The following is a 23,660-nucleotide window of genomic DNA, read 5'->3' on the forward strand; positions in this document are numbered from 1 at the left end:
ATCGCGTTTCCGCAGGCGCGCCGCGGCGCTCCCCTGGTCGCCCTCTCAGAATCCGGGCGGCGGCGTCGCGTCCGCCGCCGGCTCGACCTGGAGGATGATGACGCCGTCGTTGTAGGTGGTGGCGGTCGTCACCTTCCAGCTCGGATCGACGCGGGACGCCGGCACGCCCTGCTCGTAGCGGACGCCCTCGTCCTGGTGGAGGGGCCATTCGAGCCAGTAGGTCACCTTCAGGTCGTGCTCGCGCACGACGTTGACCGCCTCGGCGACCGAACGTCCCTGAAGCTTCACCCCGGCCAGGGCCTCGCCTTCCCAGCTCGCGTCGGCGGGGGCGCCGTACTTCTCGCCCGGCTTCGCCGGCCGCCCCAGGGTGAACCGCGCCGGCCCCTTGATGTCGGCGGTGACGCTGAAGGCCGTCAGGCACCCTTCGACGCGCTCCCCGCAGTCGGACAGCGTGGACGACATGCGGGCGCCGGGATCGGTCTTGTCGAATCCGACGATGGGCGCGCGCTGCCGCGGCGAGACGGGGACCAGCCCGACCGTGACGTTGTCCAGCCCGACCTTCCGGAACGCCTTCTCCAGCTCCGCGGGATCGGGGTCGCCGTCGGTGATGTAGAAGACGAACGAGTCGCCGTCGCGGTCGATGGTCACGGCCTGGCTGGCGTACACCTGCTCGGCCCCCTTGAAGAAGGACGGCACGACGACCAGGGCCCCCGCCATGACGCCGGCGGCGGCCAGGCCCAGCAGCGCGCGGCGCGGCGACGGCGTGATCCGCCGCCGGGCCGGCTCCGGCTCCTGGGCCAGCTGGACGATCTCCGCCAGCAACGCGTCCGCCCCCGCGGTGGACGCGCGCCCGGCCAGGTCCTTGTCCAGGACCCTGGCCCGGCCCTTGATGATCTGGTCGTTGTTCATCGTGACTCCTTTTCGGCGAGCGGCCGCGCGTCCAGGCGCGGTACTGACGTCCGGGTCTTCTCCAGCGCCTTGGCGAAGCGCTTGCGGGCCCGGTACAGGCGTATCCGGGCGGCGTTGCGGGAGCAGCCCAGTACCGAGGCGATCTCTCCCGGGTCGAGCTCCTCCCAGACGGACAGGGCCAGCAGCTCGCGGTCGTCGCCGGACAGCATGTCCATGGCCTCGCCCACCGCGTCCGGCCCGGACTGCGGGGAGGACGCGGCGTACAGGGCCGCGGCCTCGGCCGCGAGCTCGGCGTGCTGGGTGGCCCTGCGGCGTTCGCCGCGACGGTGGTTGGCGAGGACCCGGCGGGCCACCCCGTACAGCCAGAGGCGGCCGGCCTCGCCGTGCGGCAGCTCCGATATCCGTCGCCATGCGATCACGTAGGTCTCGGCCACGACGTCGGCGGCGTCCTCGGGGGAGGAGCACCGCCGTATGGCGTAGCCAAGGATCTGCTCATATGTCTGCCGGTAGGTGGTCTCGAACCGCTGCCGGCTGTCCGTTTCATCCACGCGTCATCCTCATCGAACCTTTCGAACGTTTTGGGGTTCGTTCTCTACGTGTCCGCGGGCGACGGCAGAATTTCAGGCAGGAGAGACGTTCGCCGGCAGGGCGCCTCCCTCTCGGCGGCCACGCTCGCTGGTGACGTGGCGCGCAGCAGCTCCGAAGCGAGCCGACGTAAGTTCGAACCCGGCACCTGCCACACCAGCGGGAAGAGGCCCGTCACCAGCGGAAACGCGGTGACGGGCCTCTCTCGTCGTGTCCGACGGCCTACGCCGCCGCCATCCCCTTCCCCGACGCCCCTGCGGCCACTCGGTCCTCAGAAGGCAGAGCCAGGCCTGTCCGGCCGTGCCTGTCCGGCCGGTTCCCGCTGGTCGGCCGAGTCGGCCGGCGTGCCGCAGAACTCCTGCCTGACGAGGGCGTCCACAAGCGTCAGGAAGTCCTTGGCCGGACCTCTGGTGGCCGAATCCAGCCAGGTCACCGAGGCGGTCAGGGTCTTGCTGCCGTCGGGCGAGCTGTACATCAGCGCCCCGTAGCCGTGCGGTGGGCTGCCGTTGTGCTGGTAGACGGTGCCGCAGCCGGGGCCCAGGTCCTGCGCCCATATGCCGAGGCCGTAGCCCCGGTCGGGGAGCGGCGTGGGGATCGTCGTGCGCATCTCGGTCAGCAGCTCGGCGGGCAGGAGCCTGCCGCCGTTCAGCGCGGAGAAGAACGTGGTCAGGTCCTGCGTGGTGGAGATCAGGTCACCGGCGCCGGTCAGCAGGGACAGGTTCTGGTGGGAGAGGTCGATCACCTTGTCCTTGTACCGGTAGTAGCCGTGGGCGTGTGGTCCGGGCAGCGCCGTCGTGCGGTTGCCCGCCGCGAGGGTGTCCCGCAGTCCGAGCGGGCCGGTGATACGCCGCTTCAGCTCGGTGGCGTAGGAGTGGCCGGTGATCTTCTCGATCATCAGCAGCGCCACCGTGTAGTTGGTGTTGGAGTAGCTCCACTGCGTCCCGGGTGCGATGCGCGGCTTTTTGGACAGCGCCAGCCGTACCAGTTCCTCGGGCTTGTAGCTCCTGAACCGGTTGGGCACCCATTCGTCGCCGTTGGCGGGGATCCCCGGCTCGTCCATCGTCCCGTCGGGCTTGTACTCGCCGGTGTAGTTGAAGATCCCGCTGGTGTGGCGGAGCAGCATCCGTACGGTGATCCGCTCGTCCAGTCCGTAGCCGGGCAGGTGGTCGGCGACGGGACTGTCCAGCTCGATCCTGCCCTCGGCCACCAGTTGCAACACCATGGTCGCGGTGAAGGTCTTGATGATGCTGCCCGTCCAGAAGCTCCCGTTGGTCGGGGGCTTGGCGGCCGATCCCAGCCGGCGCATCCCGGCGCCGGCGGCCCAGTCGCCCTGCTGATCGCGCACGCGTAGCTGGATCCCGGTGAAACCGGCGTCGACGAAGGCGTTCATCGCCTTGCGCAGCTCCGGGCGATCCGGCCCGGTGGAGGTGGCCGTGGCGGGGGTGGCGGCCCCCGCGAGCACCGCCGTTGCGAGCGCCGCGACGGCCATGCGCCGGCTGATCGTCGTGTTCATGGTTTCCTCGTTCCTGGGGTCTTGGTCGCTGTGCTCAGCTCGTGGTCCGGCCGTCGCGGAACACCTCGTCGATGAGCCGCTGTGTCGCCTGCTGGAACGCCGCCGCCTTGGACAGGTCGGCGTCGTCCACGTAGGTCACCGAGGCCGTCATCGTCTTGCCGCCGTCGGGCGTGCTGTACATCAGCGCCGCGGAGCCGGCCATGCCGCCGTTGTGGTGGTAGACGGTGCCGCCGTTCTCGCCCAGGTCCTGCTCGAAGATCCCCAGGCCGTAGCCGATCTTCGGGTCCGGCCTGCGCATCTCGGTCAGCAGTTCGGCGGGCAGCAGCCGGCCGCCGTTCAGCGCGGAGAAGAACGTGTGCAGGTCCTGGGTGGTGGAGATCATGTCGCCGCCGGCGGAGATCCAGGAAGGATTCTGGCTGGTGACGTCCACCGTGTGCTCCTGGCCGCCGTCCTCGTACCGGTAGTAGCTGTGGGCGTGCGGCCCCGCGATCTCCGTCGAGTTGCCCGGTGCCTCGGTGCCCGTCAGCCCCAGCGGGCCCAGGATCAGCCGCTGCAGTTCGTCGGCGAACGAGCGGCCCGTGACCCGCTCGATCAGCAGCCTGGCCAGCACGTAGTTGGTGTTGGCGTAGCTCCAGTCCGTGCCCGGCTCGAACCGTGCCGGCTTAGACAGCGCCAGCCGCACCAGCTCCTCGGGCTGGTAGGTGCGGAACCGGCCGTCCACCCATTCCTTGCCCGACCACGCGATTCCCGGCGCGAACGTCCCGTCCTCGTAGTACTCGCCGGTGTGGTTGAAGATCCCACTGGTGTGCTGCAGCAGCATTCGTACGGTGATCCGCTCGTCCAGCGCGAACTCGGGCAGGTAGCCGTCCACCGGGCTGTCCAGCCCGATCCTGCCCTCGGCCACGAGTTGCAGCACCACGGTCGCCACGAACGTCTTGGTGGAGCTGCCGACCCGGAACCGTCCGTCCGCCGGTGGCTTCTCCGACGAGCCCAGCTCGCGTGCCCCCGCGGTGCCGACCCACTCGCCGCGCTCGTCGTTCACCCGCAGTTGCATTCCGGCGGCCATCCCGGAATCGACGAACGCCTGCATGGCCTTCTGCAGTTCCGGGCGATCCTGCCCGGCCACGGTGTTCGCTGCGCTCACCTCGGGCGTGGCCGGAGCGGTGTCGAGGGCTGCGCTGATCTTGCGGGCCATCTCGGTCATGGTGGGACCGGGCCTCCCGTGGGTGGCCGCTTCGACGGCGACCAGGACGGTGCGGCGGAAGTTGTCGGCCTCGGCCGGGGCCGACTTCTTGAGCAGGCTCATGGAGGCGTTCAGGGCAGGCAGCACCTGGTCGGCGAGTTCGGCCACGGTCTTGCCGTACTTCACGCCCTTGGGCGCCTTGGCCAGCACGTGCCCGACCAGGCCGGTCGCGGAGGTCAGGGCGACGGAGCCCTCGGCGGCGGCCTTGTGCGCCGAACCGGCGGCACCGGCGGCCGACATCAGCGAGACGGCGCCCCAGGCGGCGGTGCGCAGGGTGAGCCGGTCCTGGTCGGTGAGGGCGAGGGCGAGGGACATGGCGGTGCTCCTTCGGGTTCTTCTGGCTTGTCGGCGACGAGGTCCGTTGGCGACGACAGGAACGTTACGGCCGTTGCCACAATCTTGGCAAGTATTTGCCAAAAGTGATTGCCAAAGCTGTGGCGTACGGGCATCGGCGTCAGGCAACAACTTGTCTGGAGGGAGGCAAGTGAGCTAGCCTCTGGCGTGACCCTCCACGACGTCAACCGCCACCCGGGAGTTCGGACATGCTCGAACAACCAGTCTTCGGCCGCCGACTCAGGCAACTGAGGACCGAACGCGGCCTGACGCTCGCAGCCCTCGCGGGCGAGGGCATGTCCGCCGGATACCTGTCCCGGCTGGAATCAGGGGCGCGTCAGCCCACCGAACGGGCCATCACGCACCTGGCCGCACAACTCGGCATCAGCCCCGCCGCACTCACCCAGTCCACCGCCACCTCCCTGGCCCAGAGCCTGACCGTGGCCACCGGCCTGAGTCAGGACGAAGGCGGCCAGACCCTCAGCGACGCCCTGAAAACCTCCGGCGGGGAGGACCCCCTGCTGCGCTGGCAGGCCCTCTGGCAAGTCGCCGAATGGCGTCAGTGGCGCCAGGAGTACGCCGAGCAGCGGACATGCCTCGACGAGCTGGCCACGCTCAGCGCGCAGATCGGGCTACCCGAGCTGCAGTGCAGAGTGCTGGCCGCACTGTCGCGCTGCATGCGCAGCACCGGAGAGATCGTCGGTGCCGTCGATGCCGCGACACACGCCCACGAGCTGGCCGAACGCGAAGCGCTGCCCGCCCGTGTGCGGGCCTCCACGCTGCTGGCCCTGGTGTCGGCGCTGGCCGAGGCCGGGCGACTCGCCGACGCCGCCCGGCATGCCGACGAACTGCTCACGCTGGCGGACCAGGTCTCGGGAGCGCTGCGGGCCCAGGCCGTGTGGACCGTGGCCAACATCCGGGTCCGCCAGGGCGACCTCGACACCGGCGCGGAGCTGATGAACCAGGCCATCGACGGCTTCGACGGCCGTGACGACCTGACGCTCTGGATGCGCCTGCGCCTCGGCGCGGCCCGGCTCGACCTCAGGGCCGAGCCGCCCGGAACGGAGTCCGCCCGGCGGCGGGTTGCGGAAGTCCAGGCCGCGTTGCCGTTCGCGGGCGCCCCCACCATCGAGCAGCAACTGCTGGCCGTACGCGCCCGGATCGCCGTCCTCGCCGGCGACCTGGACGAGGCCCGCACGGTCCTGGACCGGCTGACCGGCTTCGACGACCTGCTCACCTACCAGGAGCGGATGCGGCTCGACGTCTTGCGCAACCGCGTCCTGCTCCTGGAGGGCGAGCAGGACGCGGCGCTCGCCGGGCTGCGCAAGCTCGCCGAACAGGCCCAGCAGAGCGGCAACATGGACCTGGCCGCGGACATCTGGCGACTCGTCGCCGAATCCCTGACCAAGTAGGGCGCTGTTCCGGCCACGGGGCTGCCCGGTGCCTCGTGGTCTGGCACCAGGTCAGCCAGTCGCCTACACCTGCTCCAGCGCTCGAGCACCCTGCTCTTCGAGCCGTACCGCCTGTTCCACCAGTTCGGCCAGCTCGACGTACGACGCCCAGCCGGCCGCGGCTGCCGCCACCTGTGACCATTGCTCGCCCGCCTGCCGGTAGACGGCCGCAGCCACGTTGTGGCCGGTCTCGGTCAGGAAGTCGGCATACAGCGGCCGCGTGGCGCCCGCACTGGTGTGTTCGGTCGTCAGGCAGTCCCGCAACCGGTCCAGGGCAGCGCCGGGGTCGGGGAAGCGGCGGGTCCAGCCCTGTTTGCCGGTGGTGTCGGCGAGCTGGGCGGCCAGTTTGCGCATGCCCGACAGGCCGAAGTTGGCGTCGAAGGAGTTGCCCAGCACCGGCCCGGTCAGCTTGGCCGCGGTGTCCCGGATGGCCTCGGCCACCTGCGGAGGCCCTGAGGCGGCTCCGGTGACCTCGATGAGCTGGTGCCTGGACTTCTTCGAGGCCGACCAGGCGGCCATGAAGTCGGCCAGGGGCAACTCGCCGGGCTGGTCGTCCTGCACGTGTACGGTCTGATCCTCGACGCCGAGCACCGCCACCTCGACGGGGTCGGGAAAGCGCGGCGGCGGCCGCCAGGGCAGCAAGTGGCGGGCGAGGGTGCAGATGGGGTGACGGCCGGCGTCCAGGGCCGTGCGCAGATTGCGTTCGGCGACCTTCGCTGAGCCGGTCCGGTGGATCTGATGCGGGACGCCGGCCCGCTTCAGTGCGAGCGGGATGATCGGCTCGGGATGTGCCTGGGCGACGACGGTGAGCATCGGCGGTTGTCCGGTGTACTCGAACACGAAGTACATGAACCCGATGCCGCCGCCGAGGCCGAGCAGCATGGCCTCGGAGTAGCCGTCGTCCCCCAGGACGCGACGCAGCAGCGCGGCCTCATGGTGGCGCCCAAGGCTTTGAGCGGAGTGCCCGGAGTCAGTGGGGGCATCGCGGTGGGCGGTGACGTGGCGGTGGGCGGTGGCGTAGGACTCGCCCGTCTTGGCCATACGCTCGCGCACCCGCCGCTTGAGATGCTTGTGGTCGGTCATGGTGATGGCTCCTGAGGCGGGCTCACGTGCGAGGACCCACGCTCCGGTCACACGGCCCGCCGTCTGGGAACAGACCGGCATGATCGCTACATCGGCCCCGAGGACATCGATCCCCTCAGCCTCCGCAGGCGCCGTGCGGCGTGGGCACGCGGTCAGGAGGTCAGGTGCAGGACGGCACCCGTCCAGAAGAATACCGAAGTGCCCCATGTTGCGGCCATGCCCGCCCGCGGCCGCCGACATCTGCCCCTCGCCGGGGGCGGTTGGGCTCCACGTCGCAAGCCGGGCGCGGCGCGCCCGAGCTGCGGGGCCCGTGCTACCCGGTCGACCGCAGGCTCGACGAGTGCCGCCTTGGCACAGCGTGGTCCGTACGACCGCAGGCCGGCAACTGGCATGAAAGGTGCGATGCACCGGAAATCACGGACCGGTCGGCGACAGTCGCGCTACCGGGGACTGCGTACGGAGAATTCGTTGCCGTCGGGGTCGAACATCAGGACCTGACCCTCATCGCCCTGGCCGGTACGCGTGGCCCCGAGCGAGAGCAGGCGATCGACTTCCGCCTCCCGGTCGGCGTCGGCAGGCGTCGCCAGCTCGAAGCACAGCCTGTTCGTGCCCGTCTTCGGCGCCACCGGAGGACCACCCCACGTGATCTTCGTACCGCCGCCCGGCGACTGGATCGCGGTCTCCTGGTCCTGGTCCCAGACCAGCGGCCACCGCAGCGCCTTGCTCCAGAAGTAGCCGACCTCCTGGGTGCCGTCGCAGGCCAGCGCCCCGATGACGCCGGTGTCGGCGAGAAACTTGTTGCCCGCCTCGATGACGCAGAACTCGTTGCCCTCCGGATCGGAGAGGACCACATGTCCCTCTTCCGGAAGTTGGCCCACGTCGATGTGCTTCCCGCCGAGCGTCAGCGCCCTGGCCACCGTCTGCTGCTGATCCTCCGGGGAGGCGCTCGTCAGGTCGAAGTGCGCCCGGTTCTGGCCGACCTTCTGTTCCAGGCTCGGCAGGAAACGGACGCGGAAGCCGACAGGATCAGGAGGCAGGATCGCGACGCCGTCAGGACCGTCAGCCATCTCCCAACCCAGCACCCCCGCCCAGAACCGCGCCAGGTCCGAGGGACGGATCGCATTGAAGCAGATCGCGAACAATTGACTGGTCATACCTCACGCATCCCCGATCCGCCAGGCTTGATACGAGGCCCGCTCCGTCGGCACAGCCTAAGCGCGCCCACGCGGCACCGCATCCGAGTTTCGTGGCGGCGGCGCGGTCACACGCCACCTCGGCGCAGTCAACCTGCCATGAGGTGATCGGTCGAACCCGTGAGGGCCGGTCGGGATCGTCGTCCCTCCGGTAGCGGTAGCCGTACAGGCCGAACGTGGTGATCAGGCGCTCGTTCGCCTGGTAGGTGAAGTGCGAGTCATCGACATTGGCGAACACCGTGGCCACGGCCGTACCCGACGACAACGGCTCGCCCCGCCCATGCGCGCTCCTGGATCGTTTCCGGTGGCCGCCGGCCTGGACGGCTCCGGCCCGCTTCCGATCCGGTGCAGTCCTCCGGGTCGAAGGCCGCTCGAAGCGAACCTCGGCCGTGTCGACCGGCCGTACCGGCATCCGCTGCGTCAACCGATGACAGTGATTCGCAAGGCCGCCACGGTGCAATATGGGTCATCTCGTCGGGCTCAAGTGGAGTGTCGGTGCGTGGACGTATGAAGTGTCCGGACTGCGGTGTGATGTTGTCCGGGACCGGGCTTCAGGGGCCGGTTTCCCGATGCCCGAGGTGTGCGCTGCCTCTGCAGGGTCCCGTCGCGCATGAGCTCTGGCAGGTGGACCAGGCTCTTGCCACGCTGGGGGATCAGCTCGCCGGACTGCGGGCCCGCCGTACGGAACTGCTCGGCACCCTTCGTGCCGAAGCGGCGCGTCAAGGAGCGGCGGGCGCGGGTGCGGCAGGTCAGCCAGGGGCGGGCGCGGCGGGTCAGCCTGGGGCGGGCGCGGGTGTGGGTGTGGGGGCGGTGCCTCCCCATGCGGGCGCGTTGCCGCCGCATCCGGGGGCGGCGGCCGGATTCGGGGTTGCCGGCCCCGGCGCACCGAGGCCGGAGGTCTCCACGGGCACCGCGAAGAACGTCCTGCTCATCCTCGGTGGCCTGCTGCTGACGGTGGCGGCGGCGGTGTTCACCGTGGTGAGCTGGGGGCAACTGGGCATAGGCGGGCGCGCGGCCGTGCTGGCCGCGTTCACCGCGCTGGTGATGCTGGCGCCGGTCGTGCTGATCCGGCGCAGGCTCACCGCGACGGCCGAGACCATGGCCGGGTTCGCGGTCGCGTTGCTGCTGCTCGACGGCTACGCGGCCAGGCGCGTGGGACTCCTCGGGGTCGACTCCCTCGACGTGTCGCACTACACGGCGGGCGTGTTCGGGCTCACCGCACTGATCCTGGTGGCCTATGCCCGGGTCACCCGGCTTCGCGGCCCTGCTCCCGTCGCCGTGGTGCTGGCGCAGCCGGTCCTGCCGTTGCTGACCGGAGACTGGTCGGAGACCTGGCTGGTGGCCATGCTGGTGGCCACGGCGGCGCTGGACGTCGTCCTGGTCCGCCACGGCCGGGGAGCGGTGCGGGCGACGGCCGCTTCGACCGGCAGCGGCGTCGCGGTCCTCGCCCTGCTGGGCGGCGTGCCGTACGCGCTGGGATCGCCTTCCGTCGGTCAGGCGCTGGTCAGGTCGGTGCCGCTGGTCGCCCTGGTGCTGCTCGGCGGGTGGGTGACGTGGCTGCTGGCCAGGCATGGCGACGCCGAGAGGGAGATCTGGGCCTCCGTGGTCGCCGTCGGAACCGCGCTCACGCTGATCGCCGTGCCGGCGGCGTTGGCGCAACCGGTGCTGGACGGTCCGGGCACGGACTGGCGTCCCCTGGCCTACCTCGTCCCGGCGCTCGGGGTGGTGCTCGCCGCCGGCCGGCTGCCCTGGCGGCGGGTACGCCCGGCGGTCATGGGCACCGGCTGGCTGGTGGCGCTGCTGACCACGCTGACGGTGCTGCCTCGGCTCGTGGTCACCCTGGCGGCGCCGTTCGCCTGGCTGGACGTGTTGTGGACGGGCACCTGGAACGGGCGGGAGTGGCCGCCGTTCGACATGGCGTCCCCGGTGGACGTGGTGGTGCTGGCCGTGCCGGCGACGGCCTTCCTGGCGGCAGCCGTGAGAGGCGCCGGCGGGTGGCCGACAGCGGCCGGGCGCGGCGCCGGTGGGTGGTTGGTGAAGGCGGCGACGGCCGGGGCGCTGGCAGCCGGGGCGCTCGTGATCGTGGTCGCCCCCCAGGCCTTCGGGATGCCCTACCCGGTCGCGACGGCGGTGCAGGCAGCCCTGGCCGTCGCGCTCGCGGTGGCCGCCACCCGCGGCCGCACGCCCTGGTGGGCGGCGGCCTGCGCGCTCGTCGCCGCCCCCGTCTCGGTACGGGCGGCGGCGTACGCGTTCGGCAGCGAGCCGGCGACGCTGATCGTGCTGCCGATCCTGGCGGCGGCGGCCGCCGCGATGGCGCTGTCGGCCAGGCTGAAGGAGCTCCGGCTCTGGGCAGTGGGCTTCGCCGCCCTGTTCCTCGGCCTGGAGGCGGTGGCGGCGGGGTTCTCGCTGGGCGCGCGCGTCCTGGTCGCGGGGAGCGTGGGGTTCGCCGTGGCCGGGGTGCTGGTGCTGCTCATGTCGCTGTGGTCCGGCTCGGCCGGCCGGGTCGGCGGGAACGGCCTGCGGTACGCCGGCGCCGTCCTGCTGCTGCTGGCGTCGTGGTTGCGGCTGGGGGCGGACGAGGTCACCGTCGTCGAGGCGTACACGGTGCCGTGCTCGCTGGTGCTGCTGGGATCCGGCTGGTGGCGGCGGCGCGGCGCGGCGGTCTCGTCGTGGGCCGCCTACGGGACGGGTCTCTCCTTCACGATGCTGCCCAGCCTGGTGGCGGTCTACTCGGACACCGAATGGCGGCGGTCGTTGGTGCTCGGCGTGCTGGCGCTGGCGGTGCTGTTGGCGGGGGTCCGGTTCAAGCTCCAGGCGCCCACGTCGATCGGGGCGGTCGTGGTCGCCGGGGTCGTGGTGCGGGAACTGGCGCCGTACGTGTCGGAGATGTTCCTCGCGGTGCCGCGCTGGGTGCCGATCGCCGTGGGCGGCCTGCTGCTCGTGGTGGTCGGGGCGACGTTCGAGGCCCGCATGCGCGACCTGCGCCGGTTGCGCGACACCCTCGCGACGATGGGCTGACGCCGAAAGCCCGCGGGGGGCCGGCTGCGTCCTGTCGGGTGTCAGCGGCCGTGTCAGGACGGCGACGGTGCGGTATCAGAGCGGTCCGCGATGGTTGACCCATGAACGGTTCAGCGATGCGGCCCCAGGGCCGCGAACTGGGCCGAACGCCCGCCCCTCCAGGGGTGGGCGTCGGAGACCACGAGTCGCAGGAGAGCATCATGCAGCAGTTCGACACCACCGCCCCCGTCCGCGTCGTCCTCGACATCCCCGCCGGACGCGTGCAGTTCGTGGCGGACGACCGGGCCGACACCACGGTCGAGGTCCGGCCCGCGAACGCCTCGAAGAGCCGCGACGTGCAGGCGGCGGAGCAGACCACCGTCGACTACGCCGACGGCGTCCTGCGGATCGCGTCCGCGGCGAAGAACCAGTACCTCGGCCCGTCCGGGGCGATCGAGGTGACGGTCCAGCTGCCCGCCGGCTCCCGCGTCGAGGCCAAGGCGGCCAGCGCCGAGCTGCGGACCGCCGGGCGTCTCGGCGACGTCGCCTTCGAAGGCGCGTACAGCCGGATCGAGATCGAGGAGGCCGCGAGCCTGCGCCTCACGGCGGTCGACGGCGATGTCGAGGTCGGCCGGCTGGGCGGGCCCGCGGAGATCAGCACCGCACGCGGGGACATCCGGATCGCCGAGGCCGCGGGCGGCAAGGTCGTGCTCCGCACCCAGTCCGGCGACATCTCGATCGCCGCCGCCGGCGGCGTCTCGGCGGCCCTGGACGCCGGCACCAGCCACGGCCGCATCACCAACGCACTCAAGAACGACGGCACTGTCGAGCTCGACATCCACGCCACCACCTCCAACGGCGACATCACCGCCCGCAGCCTGTGACCGGCGGCTTCCGACCGGAGGGCGGGCCGCCTCGCCGAGGCCGCCCTCCGGAAGAAGCCGCAGGTCAGAGCGTTCTTGTGGCGGGACTGTGAAACTGTCGGCCCAGCCTGCGCAAGTTCGGGACCTTGCGCCGGCCGCCAGTGTCAACAGCAGGTCAGAGGCCCTTCGGGGCCTCTTCTGCGTTGCAGGGGGCTGGTCTCGCCGTCGCGCCGCAGGCCGATGAGCGACCAGGCTCAAGAGTCACCGGAAGATCGTGTGACACACACGCGCCCGCACCCCCTGGAACCTGGCGCACGGTGAGTGGTGGTGCCTGCGCTTTTTCGCGTGGTGGGGCTTCCTCGCCGCGTGCTTCGCCGCGTGTTTCGCCGCGGTCTTCGGAGGCGCGGCCGGGCGGGGCGGTTGAGTGGCCGGCGGCCGAGGTGGCGCGGACGGGGCCGCCTGCGGGACGGCCGCCTGTGGGACGGCCGCCTTCAGGACGCCCGCCGGCCCGCGGCCCAGGGCTTCCTCCTGCAGCCCGCGGCTGACCGTGAAGCCGACGAACACGCCCAGCCCGAGCGCGAGGGCGACCGCGATGACGACGAAGACGTGGCTGAAACGTCTGCGAGGGGCGAGCGGTGATCCCCGGAAGAGCGCGGACGGCGGAAGGACGGCCTTGCCGCGTGCCGCGGGCCGGGACGGGGCCGGACGGATGGACACGGAAGATGGCAGGTCGTTCATGGTCGCCTCCGAGATCACGCTCAGACGGTTGCCGTCTGGCCCGTATGACGCTCGGCGCGAGCACTCCGGTTCGGGAGTTGGCGGATCCTTGGGCAGGTCGGGCCCAGGTCCTGACACTTCCGGGTGCCTGAGCCCGGGGGCAGGCGGGGCTAAACGCCGACTGATGGGTCGGCTTGGATTCGCGCCCGGACACCAACTCCCTGTCCCGTTTTCTGCCGATTAGGTGCTTTGTCGGTTTTCCGGGTAGGTCAAGCCGCGGCGAGCAGGCGTCGGCGTGTTCGGGGTCTGTCCGCGCGCACTGGACCGCGCGCTGGACTCCAGTGCGGGTCGAGATGGTGAGCGAGCGGAAGGAGAGCTGACCATGTCGAGCAGATTGCAGATGGCCTTTGCCGTCCTCGCCGGGTACTACCTCGGCAGGCGCCACAAGTTGCGCACGGCCGCGGCACTGGCGGCGGCCGGGCTGGCGGGACGCGCCAGCTGCGGCCAGGGTGGGGCTGGTGGCCTGCTGGCGCAAGGCGTCAAGACCCTCGGCTCCAATCCAGAGGTTCAGCGGATGACCGGCCGCCTTCGCGGCGAACTCATGGAGGTCGGCAAGGCGGCGGTGATCTCCGCGGCCACCAAGCAGATCGACTCCCTGACCCACAAGCTCCAGGAGCGTGGGGAGAAGTCCGGGACCGCGCAGGAAGAAGAAGCCGAGCCGCAACCCGCGAAGCGGCAGGCGCCCAGGGACGAGGAAGCCGACTACGGCGAGGAGGACTACGACGAAAGCGATCGCTACCAGGAGGACGACGACGAAGAGGAACCCGAGGCGCCGGAGCAGGCCAGACGCAGGCCCGAGGGTCAAGAGGGTCATGAGGGTCACAGAGGGCAGCGGCGGACACGTCCTGTCCGGCGGGTCGGCCAGTCACGGAGGTGAGTGCGGTGGCTGATGCAGCGAAGAGGACGGCGACCGGAAGCGGCGGGGAAGCCCTGGGCAAGGCCGCCGGAACGGCCCGTCGAGCCGGTCAGGCCGCGACGGGCACGGTCGAGGACGTCACCGGGAAGGCCGGGGACGTCACCGGAAAGGCAGGGGACGTCGCGGGGAAGGCCGGGGAGGCAGGCCATGGCATCGCCGACAACCTGCCGATGGACCGGCTCGTGCAGTCCGCGCAGGGGCTCCTGCAGGCGGCGGGCACGCGCGTGTTGTCCTCCGCCGGGGACAAGCTCGAAGGACTGACCGGCCGGCTCACCGATTACGTCGAACACGGCGGAAAGGGCTTGATGAGCGCGGTCACGGGCTCGGACAAGCCCGGCTTCATGAGCGGAGCCCTGAAGGGCGGCCTCACGGGAGGTCTGAAGGGAGGCATCAAGGGGGGCCTCAAGGGAGGACTCAAAGGCATCTGGCAGAAGATCACCGGCCGTGGCGGCGGGAAGGCCGGCCACGCAAAGATCACCAACATCGTGGAGACGATCGACATCGGTGCGTCCCGGCGTCTGGTGTACGACCAGTGGACCCAGTTCCAGGACTTCCCGACGTTCATGAAGAAGGTCGAGACCATCAAGCAGGACTCCGACGAGGAGCTGTCCTGGAAGGCCCAGGTCTTCTGGTCGCACCGGAGCTGGAAGGCGCACATCGTCGAGCAGATCCCCGACCAGCGGATCATCTGGCGGTCCGAGGGACCGAAGGGGCATGTCGACGGAGCGGTGACCTTCCACGAGGTCACGCCCGACCTGACCCGGGTCCTGGTCGTGCTGGAGTACCACCCGCAGGGCCTGTTCGAGCGCACCGGCAACCTGTGGCGCGCGCAGGGCCGGCGCGTACGCCTGGAGCTCAAGCACTTCAGACGGCACGTGATGGCGCACCTGCTGCTGAAGCCCGACGAGCTGGAGGGCTGGCGCGGCGAGATCCGCGACAGTCAGGTCGTCAAGGATCACGAGACCGCCATCCAGGAGGAGCGGGAGCAGCAGGAAGCCGAGGAGCGGCAGCCCGAGGAGGGCGAGCGGGCGGAAGCGGAACAGCCCGAGGAGGAGCAGCCCGAGGAGGAGCAGCCCGAGGAGGGCGAGCGGGCGCAAGCCGAGCCCGAGGAGGAGTACGAAGAGGAGCCCGAGGAGGAGGAAGAAGAGGAGGAGCCCGAGGAAGAAGAAGGGGAGTTCGAGGAGGAAGAGGGAGAGTTCGAGGAGCCCGAAGAGGAAGAAGAAGAGGAAGAGGAAGAGGAGCCCGAGGAGCGTCCCGCGGCTCCGGCCGTGGCGCGGCGTCGCGGCGGAGCGTCCACCCGCCGGTCCGCAGCCGAGCACGACCGCCCGGTGCGCCGGCGTCGGATCCGAGCCGAGTAGCCACCCGTCAGGGCCTGTCGCCGAAGGCCCGGCCACCCAGAACCAGGGGGAACGACATGACCGTTCAGCCTGCCGGTCGCGGTACACCGGCCAGCAGCGGCACCGCGGGGACAAGTCTGGCGGACGTCATCGACACCATCCTCGACAAGGGCCTCGTCATCGACGCCTTCGTCCGGGTCTCGCTCGTCGGCATCGAGGTGCTGACGATCGACACCCGGATCGTCGTGGCCAGCGTGGACACGTACCTGCGCTTCGCGGAGGCGGCCAACCGCCTCGACCTGTCGGCCACCGAGAAGGGGCTGCCGGAGGTCGTCGAGGGGGTGACGGCGGCCAGGGCCGTCGGCCAGGCGAGCCAGCCTGACGCCGGGGAACTGGAGGCCGCCTCCGACGAGCCCGACGAGTTGCAGGAGCTCACGGGGGAGGTCGTGGACCGCGAGGAACAGCCGCGCCGGGCACGTCGTAGGGAGGATGACTGAGATGTCGCCACGCAGAGAGGCCGCGGAGGCCGCCGGGTCCGAGGACGCGTCGCAGGCGAGCATGAACGGCTACGCGTCCTACGTGTACGGGATCGTACCGATGGATGTCGAGGTGGAGCCCGGGACCGAGGGAGTGGGGGACCCCGGGGGGCAGGTGCGGCTGGTGCCGTTCGGCCAGATCGCCGCTCTGGTGAGCGATGTCGAGCCGGACCGCCCGCTCGGCCGGCCGCGGGACCTCCAGACGCACCAGCGGCTGCTCGACCAGACCGCGGCGGAGGTGCCGGTGCTGCCGTTTCGGTTCGGGGCTGTGCTGACGAGCTCCGAGGCCGTGGTGGAGGAGCTGCTGAAGCCGTACCACGACCAGTTCGCCGACGCCCTTCAGGAGGTGGAGGGCCGGACGCAGTACGTCGTCAACGGCCGGTACGACGAACGCGCGATCCTGAGCGAGATCCTGCGGGAGAACGGCGAGGCCGCGAGCCTTCGGCAGCAGATCACCGGCCGCCCGGAGGACGCGACGCGCAACGAGCGCATGCGGCTCGGCGAGATCATCGAGGGCACGATCGCGGACAAGCGCGAGGCGGACACCGCGACGGTGGTGGACGAGCTCTCGGACCTCTGCGAACAGCTGGCCGTGCGCGAGCCCTCCCACGAACGGGACGCCGCGCACGTGGCCGCGCTGGTGGCGCACGACCGGCGGGCCGAGTTCGAACAGGCGGTGGACGAGCTGGCCCGCCGCTGGTCGGGCCGCGTCGAACTGCGGCTGCTCGGACCGATGGCGCCGTACGACTTCGTCGGCACGAGCTGACCGCGCCGGCACGGACGCCGACGCCTGGGAGGAGTGAACATCCTTGGGACTGGGGACGTTGCTTTTTGGCTGGCCACTCATGCCGCTCTACGCGGTCGTCAAGCTCGGCGAGCTCATGCGCGACCAGGTCGAGCGGGAGCTGCACGACCCGGCCGTGGTCCGGCGCCGCCTGGAGGAGGTGGAGCAGGCCAGGGCCGACGGCCGGATCTCCGCGGAGGAGGAGGACCGGGCGGTGGAGGAGATCTTGCGGGGGATGGTCGGCTGGTGAGGCGCTAGCGGGGGGCCGCACCAAAAAGTACGGGGGTGATGTGGTGCCTGCCAGGCAGGAAGCCGAGCACAAGCGTGTGCCGGGGACAAGGCGCGCGGAGGCCGGCGGCGAGGGGCCGCCTCGTACGCGTCCGGCGAACATGCCGGCCGCCGAGGTGGCTGCGGTCGGGTTGCGGATGATGACCGAGCTGACCGGCAAGGAAGCGGAGAGCGTCACGCGGGTCGAGCCGTCCGAGGACGGGTGGGTGGTCGGCGTGGAGATTCTGGAGGACCACCGGATCCCGTCCTCCGGTGACACCCTGGCCCTGTACGAGATCGACCTCGACATGGCGGGCAGCCTGCTGTCCTACCGCCGGGTGCGCCGCTACAAGCGGGGCAGCGGCGATCTCGCCGAGGGCTCGCGGTGAGCGCCAACGTGCGGCCGAGCCCGTACATGCCCGGGTCCTCGTACCAGCCGGCCTCCCATGGCGGCCGCGAGTCGGCCAACCTCGGCGACATCCTGGAACGGGTGCTCGACCGGGGCGTGGTGATCGCCGGCGACATCCAGGTGAACCTGCTCGACATCGAGCTGCTGACGATCAAGCTGCGGCTGCTCATCGCCTCGGTCGACACGGCCCGCGAGATGGGCATCGACTGGTGGGAGCACGACCCGTGGCTCACCGGCGACACCCAGGAGCTGGCGAAGGAGAACCGCAAGCTGCGCCGCCGTCTCGCGGCCCTTGAGGAGATGGTGTCCGCCCGGGTGGTGGAAGGCGGCCCCGCGACCGGGCGCGCGCCCGGTCACGTGCCTGAGGCGGTCGAGCGTGGCCACTGACCAGGGCGTCTACCTCTACGCGGTCACCCGCGACGAGGGCGAGGGGCCCGACGGCCTGGCGGGGGTGGCGGGCGCGCCCGTGCGCCGGCTCGCGCACCGGGGCCTGGCCGCCTTCCTCAGCACGGTCTCGCTGGCGGAGTTCGGCGAGGAGGCGCTGCGCCGCTCGATGGAGGACCTCGCCTGGCTGGAGGAGACCGCGCGCAGCCACCACCGGGTGGTGGAGGCCGTCGCCGCCCTCCGGCCCACGGCGCCGGTACGGCTGGTCACCGTCTACACGGGAGAGGCACAGGTGCGGGAGCTTCTCGACGAGCGGCACGAACAGTTCGACGCGGTGCTGACGCGGGTGGCCGGCCGGCGGGAGTGGGGCGTCAAGGCGTACGCCGTTCCCGGCCGGGCGGAGCCGGTGGCCGACCCGCAGGGAGCGACGCCGGGGGCGGCCTACCTGAGCCGCCGCCGGGCCGCCCTGCGTAGCCGGGAGGCCGACTGGCGCCGGGCCGCCGAGCACGCCCGGGAGGTGCACGAGGCGCTGATGGACATCGCCGTCGTCGGCAGATGCCACCGGGCCCAGGACCCGCAGCTGTCCGGACGGCGGGAGCAGATGGTGCTCAACGGCGCCTACCTGGTGGACGACGAACGCGCCGCCGAGTTCGCGCAGGCGATCGAGGACGTCGGCGAACAGGGGGTCACCGTGGAGCTCGTCGGCCCCTGGGCGCCCTACTCCTTCGCCGCCCTCGACCAGGACGGTGAGGCAGCATACGGTGACGCCTCCTGAGCCGAGAGGAGGCCGGCTCGCCGCCCAGGGCCGCCTGCCCGAGCAGCGGGTGGCGCTCGTCGACCTGCTGGACCGCCTGCTGGCGGGTGGGGCGGTCGTGACCGGCGACCTCGTGCTGTCCATCTCCGGCATCGACCTCGTACGGATCTCCCTGAGGGCCCTGCTGGTCAGCGTGCGCGAAGGCGACGCGGTCGAAGGAGGGATGCGACATGACGAGCCCGACTGACAGGCAGGCGGCCAGACGCGGTGAGTGGCGGCTGGAGACGGACGCCGACTCGGTGCAGCACGACCTGAGCCGCCTCGTGCTGACGCTGGTCGAGCTGATCCGCCAGCTGGTGGAGCGCCAGTGCGTCCGGCGGATGGACAACGGCGACCTGACCGGGGAGCAGCTGGAGGCAGTGGGGCTGACCCTCATGCGGCTGGAGGAGGCCATGGCCGAGTTGTGCGACCGGTTCGGGCTGTCGCCCGCCGACCTCAACCTCGACCTCGGCCCCCTCGGCACCCTGCTCCCGGTGGACTGACCGTTCGCTCACGCGGCCGAGCGCATCGTGAGCCGGGCGGGCAGGGCGGTGGCCGCCAGAGCCAGCACGGCCGCCGCCCCGACCACCGCCGCGTACGTCCCCACCGGCACGTACGGCACCGCCGACCCGGTCATCCCCGCCCCGAACGCGGCCAGCGTCACCAGCGCGGCCCCGGTGCCGAGCACGACGGAGGTGGCCACCGCGCCCAGCGTCTCCAGCCGCAGCATGCGCAGCACCTGCCGCCGCGTCGTGCCGGCCAGGCGCAGCGCGCGCATCTCACCCGAGCGGGCCGAGGTGGCCATGGCCAGCGTGTTGACCACGGCGATCGCGGTGAAGGCGATGATCAGGCCCAGCGCCACGAACGTGGCCTGCGGGTTCGACGCGCTCACCTCGGCGGCCCGCGCCCGGTCCAGCACCGACGCCCCGGGCAGCGCCTCGGCCAGGGCGTCCACGGTCAGCCCCGGCGCCTTCACGAGCAGGGAGGCCGCGGGGTCGTCCACGTGGCCAGCTACCAGGTCGTACGGCAACGTCAGGTCGCCGAAGCCCAGCCCGCGGGTGTACACCGCGCCGACCGTCACCGTCGCGGGGGTGCCGTCGCCCAGCGTCAGCTTCAGCGGGTCGCCCACCTCGACGTCCAGCCGTTCGGCGGCGGTCGAGCTGACGGCCACGTCCTTCATGGAGCCGGCGACGATGCCCAGGTCCATCGTGCGTTCGTCGTAGGTGACCGCCTGCGCGCCGTACTTGTCCAGGCCGGCCCGGACGGTCGTGCGCAGCACCCGGGTGACGGCCTCGACGCCGGGGACCCTGGCCGCCTCGGCGGCGGAGACGCCGGTCAGGACGTACTCGGCGCGGGTGCCCGCGTCGGCCTGCTCCTGCGCGGCGTGGCCCATCGTGGTCTGGACGAAGAGGATCGTACAGGTCATCGCGATCATCAGGGTCAGCGGCGACAACACCGAGGCCAGCGCCCCCGAGTTGGCGCGCAGGTTGCGCGCGGCCAGGAAGCCGCCCACCCGGGAGGCCCGCAGCGGGATCGACAGCACCGCCGCGGCCACCCGCGCGACCACCGGGCCGAGCAGCGTCAGCGCGATCGTCCAGACCAGCGCGGTCAGCATCGTCACGGGCGTGGCCGCCGCCTCGGTACGCAGGTTCGACAGGACCACCGTCAGCGTCACCGCACCGGCCAGGGCGATCGGCCCGGCCACCAACCGCCACCGGGCCACCCGGCCGCTGTCCAGCACCGCCTCGCCCAGCGCCTCCACCGGCCGGATCCTGGTCAGCCGGCGGGCCGACACCCGGGCCGCGACCCAGGCGGCGCCGACCGTGGCCAGCAGCGCGGCCAGCGGCGGGAACGGGCTGACCACCAGGCCGAGGTTCGCCGGAACCGTCCCGAGCGAGACGAACTGGGCGCGCAGCCAGAACCCGACCCCGATGCCCGCCGCCGAGCCCAGCACCCCGGCCACCCCGGCGACCAGCAGCGCCTCGCCGCCGACCAGCTTGCGCACCTGCCGGGGGGTGGCCGCCACGGCGCGCAGCAGGGCCAGCTCGCGCTGGCGCTGCTGGATGGACAGCGCGAACGTGCCCACCACGACCAGGATCGCGACCAGCAGCGACGTTCCGGCCAGCGCGCCGCCCATGCTGATCAGTTTGACCCGCGCCTGCTCGGCGTCCAGGAACTCCAGCCTGCCCCGCTCGTCACCCGTGTAGGCCACCGCGCCCGCGGGCGCCCGGTCCAGCCCGGGGAACACCCCGACCGCGCTCACCCTGCCGGGGTGACCGGCCAGGCGGCGGGCCTCGGCGGTGCTGAAGAACACGGTGTCCTGGCTCGGGAGCGCCTGCGCGGTGACGCCCACCACGCGGTGTCCGCGCAGCTCGGCGCCCACGTCGAGACCGGCGCGCGCGTCGACGACGACCTCGCCCGCCGACCTGGGCTCGCGTCCCTTCGCGATGGTGAACGGGGTGAGCGCGGCCGACTCCCAGCCGTGCCCGGTGAAGGTGCCGAAGGGGAACGTCACCTCGGGGACCACCTTGTCGGCCCGGATCGCCGCCACGACGGACTCGGGCAGCCAGGCGCGTTCCGTCAGGGGCTTGGCCTTGGTCTTCGTCTCGCCGTCGCCCTTGTCGACGGTCTGGCGCACGTACTGGTCGGCGGCCACGATCGCGGGGGCGCCGGCGTACCGCTCGGGGGCGACGCCGCCGCGCAGGCCGGTCTCCAGCAACATCAGGCACGCGCACACCAGGGCGGCGGCGCACAGCAGCGCGAAGAACGCGCCCGCGAACGCGGCCTTCCTGTGCCGCAACATCCTCAACGCCAGAGTGATCATCGGGTCCACGCTCCCAGCCTGGTCATGCGCTCGGCCACCTTGTCGGCGGTCGGTGCGGTCATCGCGTCCACGATCCGGCCGTCGGCCAGGAACAGCACGGTGTCGGCGTACGAGGCGGCCACCGGGTCGTGCGTCACCATCACCACCGTCTGGCCCAGGCCGTCCACCACCTCGCGCAGCAGCCTCAGCACGTCGCGGGCGGTCATCGTGTCCAGCGCGCCCGTCGGCTCGTCGCCGAACACCACCTCCGGCCTGGTGACCAGCGCCCTGGCGATGGCCACCCGCTGCTGCTGGCCGCCCGAGAGCTGCGCGGGCCGGTGGCCGGTCCGGCCCTCAAGGCCGACCCTGCGCAGGATCTCCGCCAGCCAGGTGCGGTCCACGCGGGCCTTGGCCAGGCGCAGGGGGAGCGTGACGTTCTCGACGACGTCCAGCGCCGGGATCAGGTTGAACGCCTGGAACACGAACCCGATCCGCTGCCTGCGCAGCTCGGTCAGGCTGGTCTCGTCCATGCCCGACAGTTCCGTGCCGCCGAGCCGCACCGAGCCCGACGTGGGCACGTCCAGCCCGGCCGCACAGTGCAGGAACGTGCTCTTGCCCGACCCCGAGGGGCCCATCACGGCGGTGAACGACCCTTGCGGGATGCCCACCGACACCTCACGCAGGGCCGCGACCGCGCCCTGGCCCTTGCCGTACACCTTGCTCACGGCGTCCAACCGCACCACGTCCGTCATGGGTACAAGCCTGCTGGCCTGCGCGTTCACCGACCAGAGACGCGATCACCGATCGCCCATGACGTCTTCATGATCCGGACATCCGGTCGCATTTCCCCCGCGCCCTGGATGGCTCGTATGCGACAAATGAGAAGGGCGATCCCCGGATCTGGGGGATCGCCCTTCAGCGGGAGCGCCGGCTCACCTTCCGGTCGGCACGCCCGGCTGCTCGGCGGACGTGCGCGGCCGCGGGACCCGGTTGTCGCGCAGGTACTCGACCTCGGTACGCAGGTTCGCCAGCAGCTTGGCCGCAATGTCCTGGCTGAAGCCGTTGCGGATGACGAAGCGGATGACGGCGATGTGCTCCAGGTCGGGCGGCAGGTAGTACGTCGGGGCCTGCCAGCCGTGCATCTTCAGCCGCTCGGCCAGGTCGAAGACGGTGAAGCCGTCGAAACCGGGCGTGGTCCGGACGGCGAGCACCGGCAGCTCCGAGCCGTCGGCGATGAGCGAGAGCTCGGGCAGCTTCGCGATCTCGTCGCCGAGGTAGGTCGCGACGTCCCGGCAGGTCTGCTGGACGGCCCGGTAGCCGTCGAAGCCGAGCCGCAGGAAGTTGTAGTACTGGGCGACGACCGGCGCGCCGGAGCGGGAGAAGTTGAGCGTGAAGGTGTCGATGTTGCCGCCGAGCAGGTCGCAGGAGAGCACCAGGTCTTCGGGCAGCGCGTCGGGCTCCTGCCAGACGATCCAGCCGACGCCCGGGTACACCAGGCCGAACTTGTGCCCCGAGGTGTTGATCGACTGCACCCGGGGGAGCCGGAAGTCCCACACCCGGTCGGGCTCCAGGAACGGGGTGATGAAACCGCCCACGGCGGCGTCGACGTGCAGCGGGATCTTCAGGCCGCGCTCGGCCTCCAGCCGGTCGAGCTCGGCCGACATCTGCTCGATCGGGTCGTACTTGCCGCACTGCGTGGAGCCGAGCACGCCGACGACGCCGATGGTGTTCTCGTCGCAGAACTCCCTGAGCCGGGAGGCGGACAGCGTGTAGGCCGGCTCCTCGATCGGGATCCAGCGCGGCTCGACGTCCCAGTACTGGCAGAACTTCGGCCAGCAGGTGTGGACGGCGGTGCCCATCACGAGGTTGGGCCGGTCGACGGGCAGCCCGGCCGCCCGGCGCCGCTCGCGCCACTGGAACTTCATCGCCAGCGCGCCGAGCATGGCGGCCTCGCTGGAGCCGCCCGTGGAACAGCCGACGCTGACGCCGTTTGGATCGTTCCACAGGTGGTCGAGCATGTTGACGCAGCGCGCCTCGATGTCGGCCGTCTGCGGGTACTGGTCGTGGTCGACGATGTTGCGGTCGAGGGTCTCGGCGATGAGCTCGCGGGCCTGCGGCTCCATCCAGGTGGTGCAGAAGGTGGCAAGGTTGAGCCGGGCGTTGCCGTCGAGAAGGAGCTCGTCACGGATGAGAGCCTGGGCCGCGCTGGGGTTCATCGGGCCGGCCGGCATCTTGAAGCGGGGCACGCCGCCCTCGGGCACCAGCCCGTTGTAGAGGGGGTTGACATCGAGCGCTTCCTGCCACCGGTCGGATTCGACTCGTCTGAGCATGAGCTTCACCTTCTCGATGAGTTCTGTGATGTCGAGCACTCACAGTAGGCAAGTTTTTACTGTCAGTCAACGCCCGCTTTACCCGGCAGCCGCCGGGCCACGCACCGAGGAGAGGCACTTTGAGTCAACCCGGGGGCGGCGGCCTGGTTCAAGG

The 23,660-nt window shown here is 71.5% G+C and carries 22 protein-coding genes and 1 pseudogene; 13 read left to right on the forward strand and 10 right to left on the reverse strand.

The annotated features are described in order from the left end of the window. Positions 1-45 precede the first annotated feature (45 nt). The 4 genes from ABZ444_RS08070 to ABZ444_RS08085 all read right to left on the reverse strand — a co-directional run bounded on the left by ABZ444_RS08070 (position 46) and on the right by ABZ444_RS08085 (position 4,565). Positions 46-909 carry a hypothetical protein gene (locus ABZ444_RS08070; protein WP_357994218.1) on the reverse strand — a complete coding sequence of 288 codons (864 nt, stop codon included), beginning with the start codon at positions 907-909 and terminating at the stop codon, positions 46-48. Beyond that, entirely contained in the window at positions 906-1,457 is a 552-nt protein-coding gene (locus ABZ444_RS08075; protein ID WP_357994220.1) for an RNA polymerase sigma factor, read from the reverse strand. Before ABZ444_RS08075 ends, ABZ444_RS08070 begins: the two co-directional genes overlap by 4 nt. 308 nt (positions 1,458-1,765) lie before the next feature. After that, positions 1,766-3,007, reverse strand: coding sequence for a serine hydrolase domain-containing protein (locus tag ABZ444_RS08080; RefSeq protein ID WP_357994222.1), 1,242 nt, complete (start codon positions 3,005-3,007; stop codon positions 1,766-1,768). A 34-nt stretch (positions 3,008-3,041) separates the two neighbouring features. Next, positions 3,042-4,565 carry a serine hydrolase domain-containing protein gene (locus ABZ444_RS08085; RefSeq protein WP_357994224.1) on the reverse strand — a complete coding sequence of 508 codons (1,524 nt, stop codon included), beginning with the start codon at positions 4,563-4,565 and terminating at the stop codon, positions 3,042-3,044. Positions 4,566-4,792: 227 nt separating this feature from the next. Between ABZ444_RS08085 and ABZ444_RS08090 the strand changes: the two genes are divergently transcribed. Then, on the forward strand, positions 4,793-5,995 hold the full coding sequence (locus ABZ444_RS08090) for a helix-turn-helix transcriptional regulator (RefSeq protein WP_357994226.1): 1,203 nt from the start codon (positions 4,793-4,795) through the stop codon (positions 5,993-5,995). 63 nt (positions 5,996-6,058) lie between these two features. Here the strand turns inward: ABZ444_RS08090 and ABZ444_RS08095 are convergent, their stop codons facing one another. Then, complete coding sequence (locus ABZ444_RS08095) at positions 6,059-7,117, reverse strand: BtrH N-terminal domain-containing protein (protein ID WP_357994228.1); 1,059 nt, start codon at positions 7,115-7,117, stop codon at positions 6,059-6,061. A gap of 440 nt (positions 7,118-7,557) precedes the next feature. Continuing rightward, positions 7,558-8,271 (reverse strand): VOC family protein, encoded by a 714-nt coding sequence (locus tag ABZ444_RS08100; RefSeq protein WP_357994230.1) that lies wholly within the window; start codon positions 8,269-8,271, stop codon positions 7,558-7,560. 663 nt (positions 8,272-8,934) lie between these two features. On the opposite strand from ABZ444_RS08100, the gene ABZ444_RS08105 reads away from it, so the two are divergent. Together ABZ444_RS08105 and ABZ444_RS08110 are read left to right on the forward strand one after the other, a co-directional pair. Then, complete coding sequence (locus ABZ444_RS08105; RefSeq protein ID WP_357994232.1) at positions 8,935-11,328, forward strand: hypothetical protein; 2,394 nt, start codon at positions 8,935-8,937, stop codon at positions 11,326-11,328. A gap of 200 nt (positions 11,329-11,528) precedes the next feature. Continuing rightward, entirely contained in the window at positions 11,529-12,191 is a 663-nt protein-coding gene (locus ABZ444_RS08110) for a DUF4097 family beta strand repeat-containing protein (RefSeq protein WP_357994521.1), read from the forward strand. A gap of 240 nt (positions 12,192-12,431) precedes the next feature. Here ABZ444_RS08110 and ABZ444_RS08115 read toward each other — a convergent pair whose 3' ends face one another. Next, positions 12,432-12,926: a hypothetical protein gene (locus ABZ444_RS08115; protein WP_357994234.1), complete on the reverse strand. Its 495-nt coding sequence runs from the start codon at positions 12,924-12,926 to the stop codon at positions 12,432-12,434. Positions 12,927-13,287: 361 nt separating this feature from the next. On the opposite strand from ABZ444_RS08115, the gene ABZ444_RS08120 reads away from it, so the two are divergent. From ABZ444_RS08120 to ABZ444_RS08165, 10 genes and pseudogenes are all read left to right on the forward strand, one after another. Beyond that, complete coding sequence (locus tag ABZ444_RS08120) at positions 13,288-13,824, forward strand: hypothetical protein (RefSeq protein WP_357994236.1); 537 nt, start codon at positions 13,288-13,290, stop codon at positions 13,822-13,824. A gap of 5 nt (positions 13,825-13,829) precedes the next feature. Next, a complete protein-coding gene (locus tag ABZ444_RS08125; protein ID WP_357994238.1) occupies positions 13,830-15,221 on the forward strand; it encodes an SRPBCC family protein in 1,392 nt (463 codons plus the stop codon). Positions 15,222-15,277: 56 nt separating this feature from the next. Further along, a pseudogene (gvpJ, locus tag ABZ444_RS08130) lies at positions 15,278-15,484 on the forward strand (gas vesicle protein GvpJ); the annotation flags it as partial. A gap of 214 nt (positions 15,485-15,698) precedes the next feature. Continuing rightward, positions 15,699-16,502 (forward strand): GvpL/GvpF family gas vesicle protein, encoded by an 804-nt coding sequence (locus ABZ444_RS08135; RefSeq protein ID WP_357994240.1) that lies wholly within the window; start codon positions 15,699-15,701, stop codon positions 16,500-16,502. 79 nt (positions 16,503-16,581) lie between these two features. After that, positions 16,582-16,770, forward strand: coding sequence for a gas vesicle protein GvpG (locus ABZ444_RS08140; RefSeq protein ID WP_352320939.1), 189 nt, complete (start codon positions 16,582-16,584; stop codon positions 16,768-16,770). A 43-nt stretch (positions 16,771-16,813) separates the two neighbouring features. Further along, positions 16,814-17,176, forward strand: a complete 363-nt coding sequence (locus ABZ444_RS08145) for a gas vesicle protein (protein WP_357994242.1) — start codon at positions 16,814-16,816, stop codon at positions 17,174-17,176. Between the two features lie 26 nt (positions 17,177-17,202). Then, on the forward strand, positions 17,203-17,583 hold the full coding sequence (locus ABZ444_RS08150) for a gas vesicle protein (RefSeq protein ID WP_357967450.1): 381 nt from the start codon (positions 17,203-17,205) through the stop codon (positions 17,581-17,583). Next, complete coding sequence (locus ABZ444_RS08155) at positions 17,573-18,355, forward strand: GvpL/GvpF family gas vesicle protein (RefSeq protein ID WP_357994244.1); 783 nt, start codon at positions 17,573-17,575, stop codon at positions 18,353-18,355. Before ABZ444_RS08150 ends, ABZ444_RS08155 begins: the two co-directional genes overlap by 11 nt. Next, on the forward strand, positions 18,342-18,581 hold the full coding sequence (locus tag ABZ444_RS08160) for a gas vesicle protein (RefSeq protein ID WP_357966755.1): 240 nt from the start codon (positions 18,342-18,344) through the stop codon (positions 18,579-18,581). The genes ABZ444_RS08155 and ABZ444_RS08160 overlap by 14 nt, the downstream gene beginning before the upstream one ends. Continuing rightward, positions 18,565-18,876, forward strand: coding sequence for a gas vesicle protein K (locus tag ABZ444_RS08165; protein ID WP_357994246.1), 312 nt, complete (start codon positions 18,565-18,567; stop codon positions 18,874-18,876). The genes ABZ444_RS08160 and ABZ444_RS08165 overlap by 17 nt, the downstream gene beginning before the upstream one ends. A gap of 8 nt (positions 18,877-18,884) precedes the next feature. Here the strand turns inward: ABZ444_RS08165 and ABZ444_RS08170 are convergent, their stop codons facing one another. The 3 genes from ABZ444_RS08170 to ABZ444_RS08180 all read right to left on the reverse strand — a co-directional run bounded on the left by ABZ444_RS08170 (position 18,885) and on the right by ABZ444_RS08180 (position 23,506). Beyond that, the gene (locus ABZ444_RS08170) at positions 18,885-21,197 is read right to left on the reverse strand and encodes an ABC transporter permease (RefSeq protein ID WP_357994248.1); all 2,313 of its coding nucleotides are present in this window, start codon (positions 21,195-21,197) and stop codon (positions 18,885-18,887) included. Continuing rightward, positions 21,194-21,928, reverse strand: a complete 735-nt coding sequence (locus ABZ444_RS08175; protein ID WP_357994250.1) for an ABC transporter ATP-binding protein — start codon at positions 21,926-21,928, stop codon at positions 21,194-21,196. The genes ABZ444_RS08170 and ABZ444_RS08175 overlap by 4 nt, the downstream gene beginning before the upstream one ends. Positions 21,929-22,108: 180 nt before the next feature. After that, entirely contained in the window at positions 22,109-23,506 is a 1,398-nt protein-coding gene (locus ABZ444_RS08180; RefSeq protein ID WP_357994252.1) for a glutamate decarboxylase, read from the reverse strand. Positions 23,507-23,660: the final 154 nt, after the last annotated feature.

Source organism: Nonomuraea sp. NPDC005730 (assembly GCF_040630865.1).
In the GTDB taxonomy this organism is placed as follows: domain Bacteria; phylum Actinomycetota; class Actinomycetes; order Streptosporangiales; family Streptosporangiaceae; genus Nonomuraea.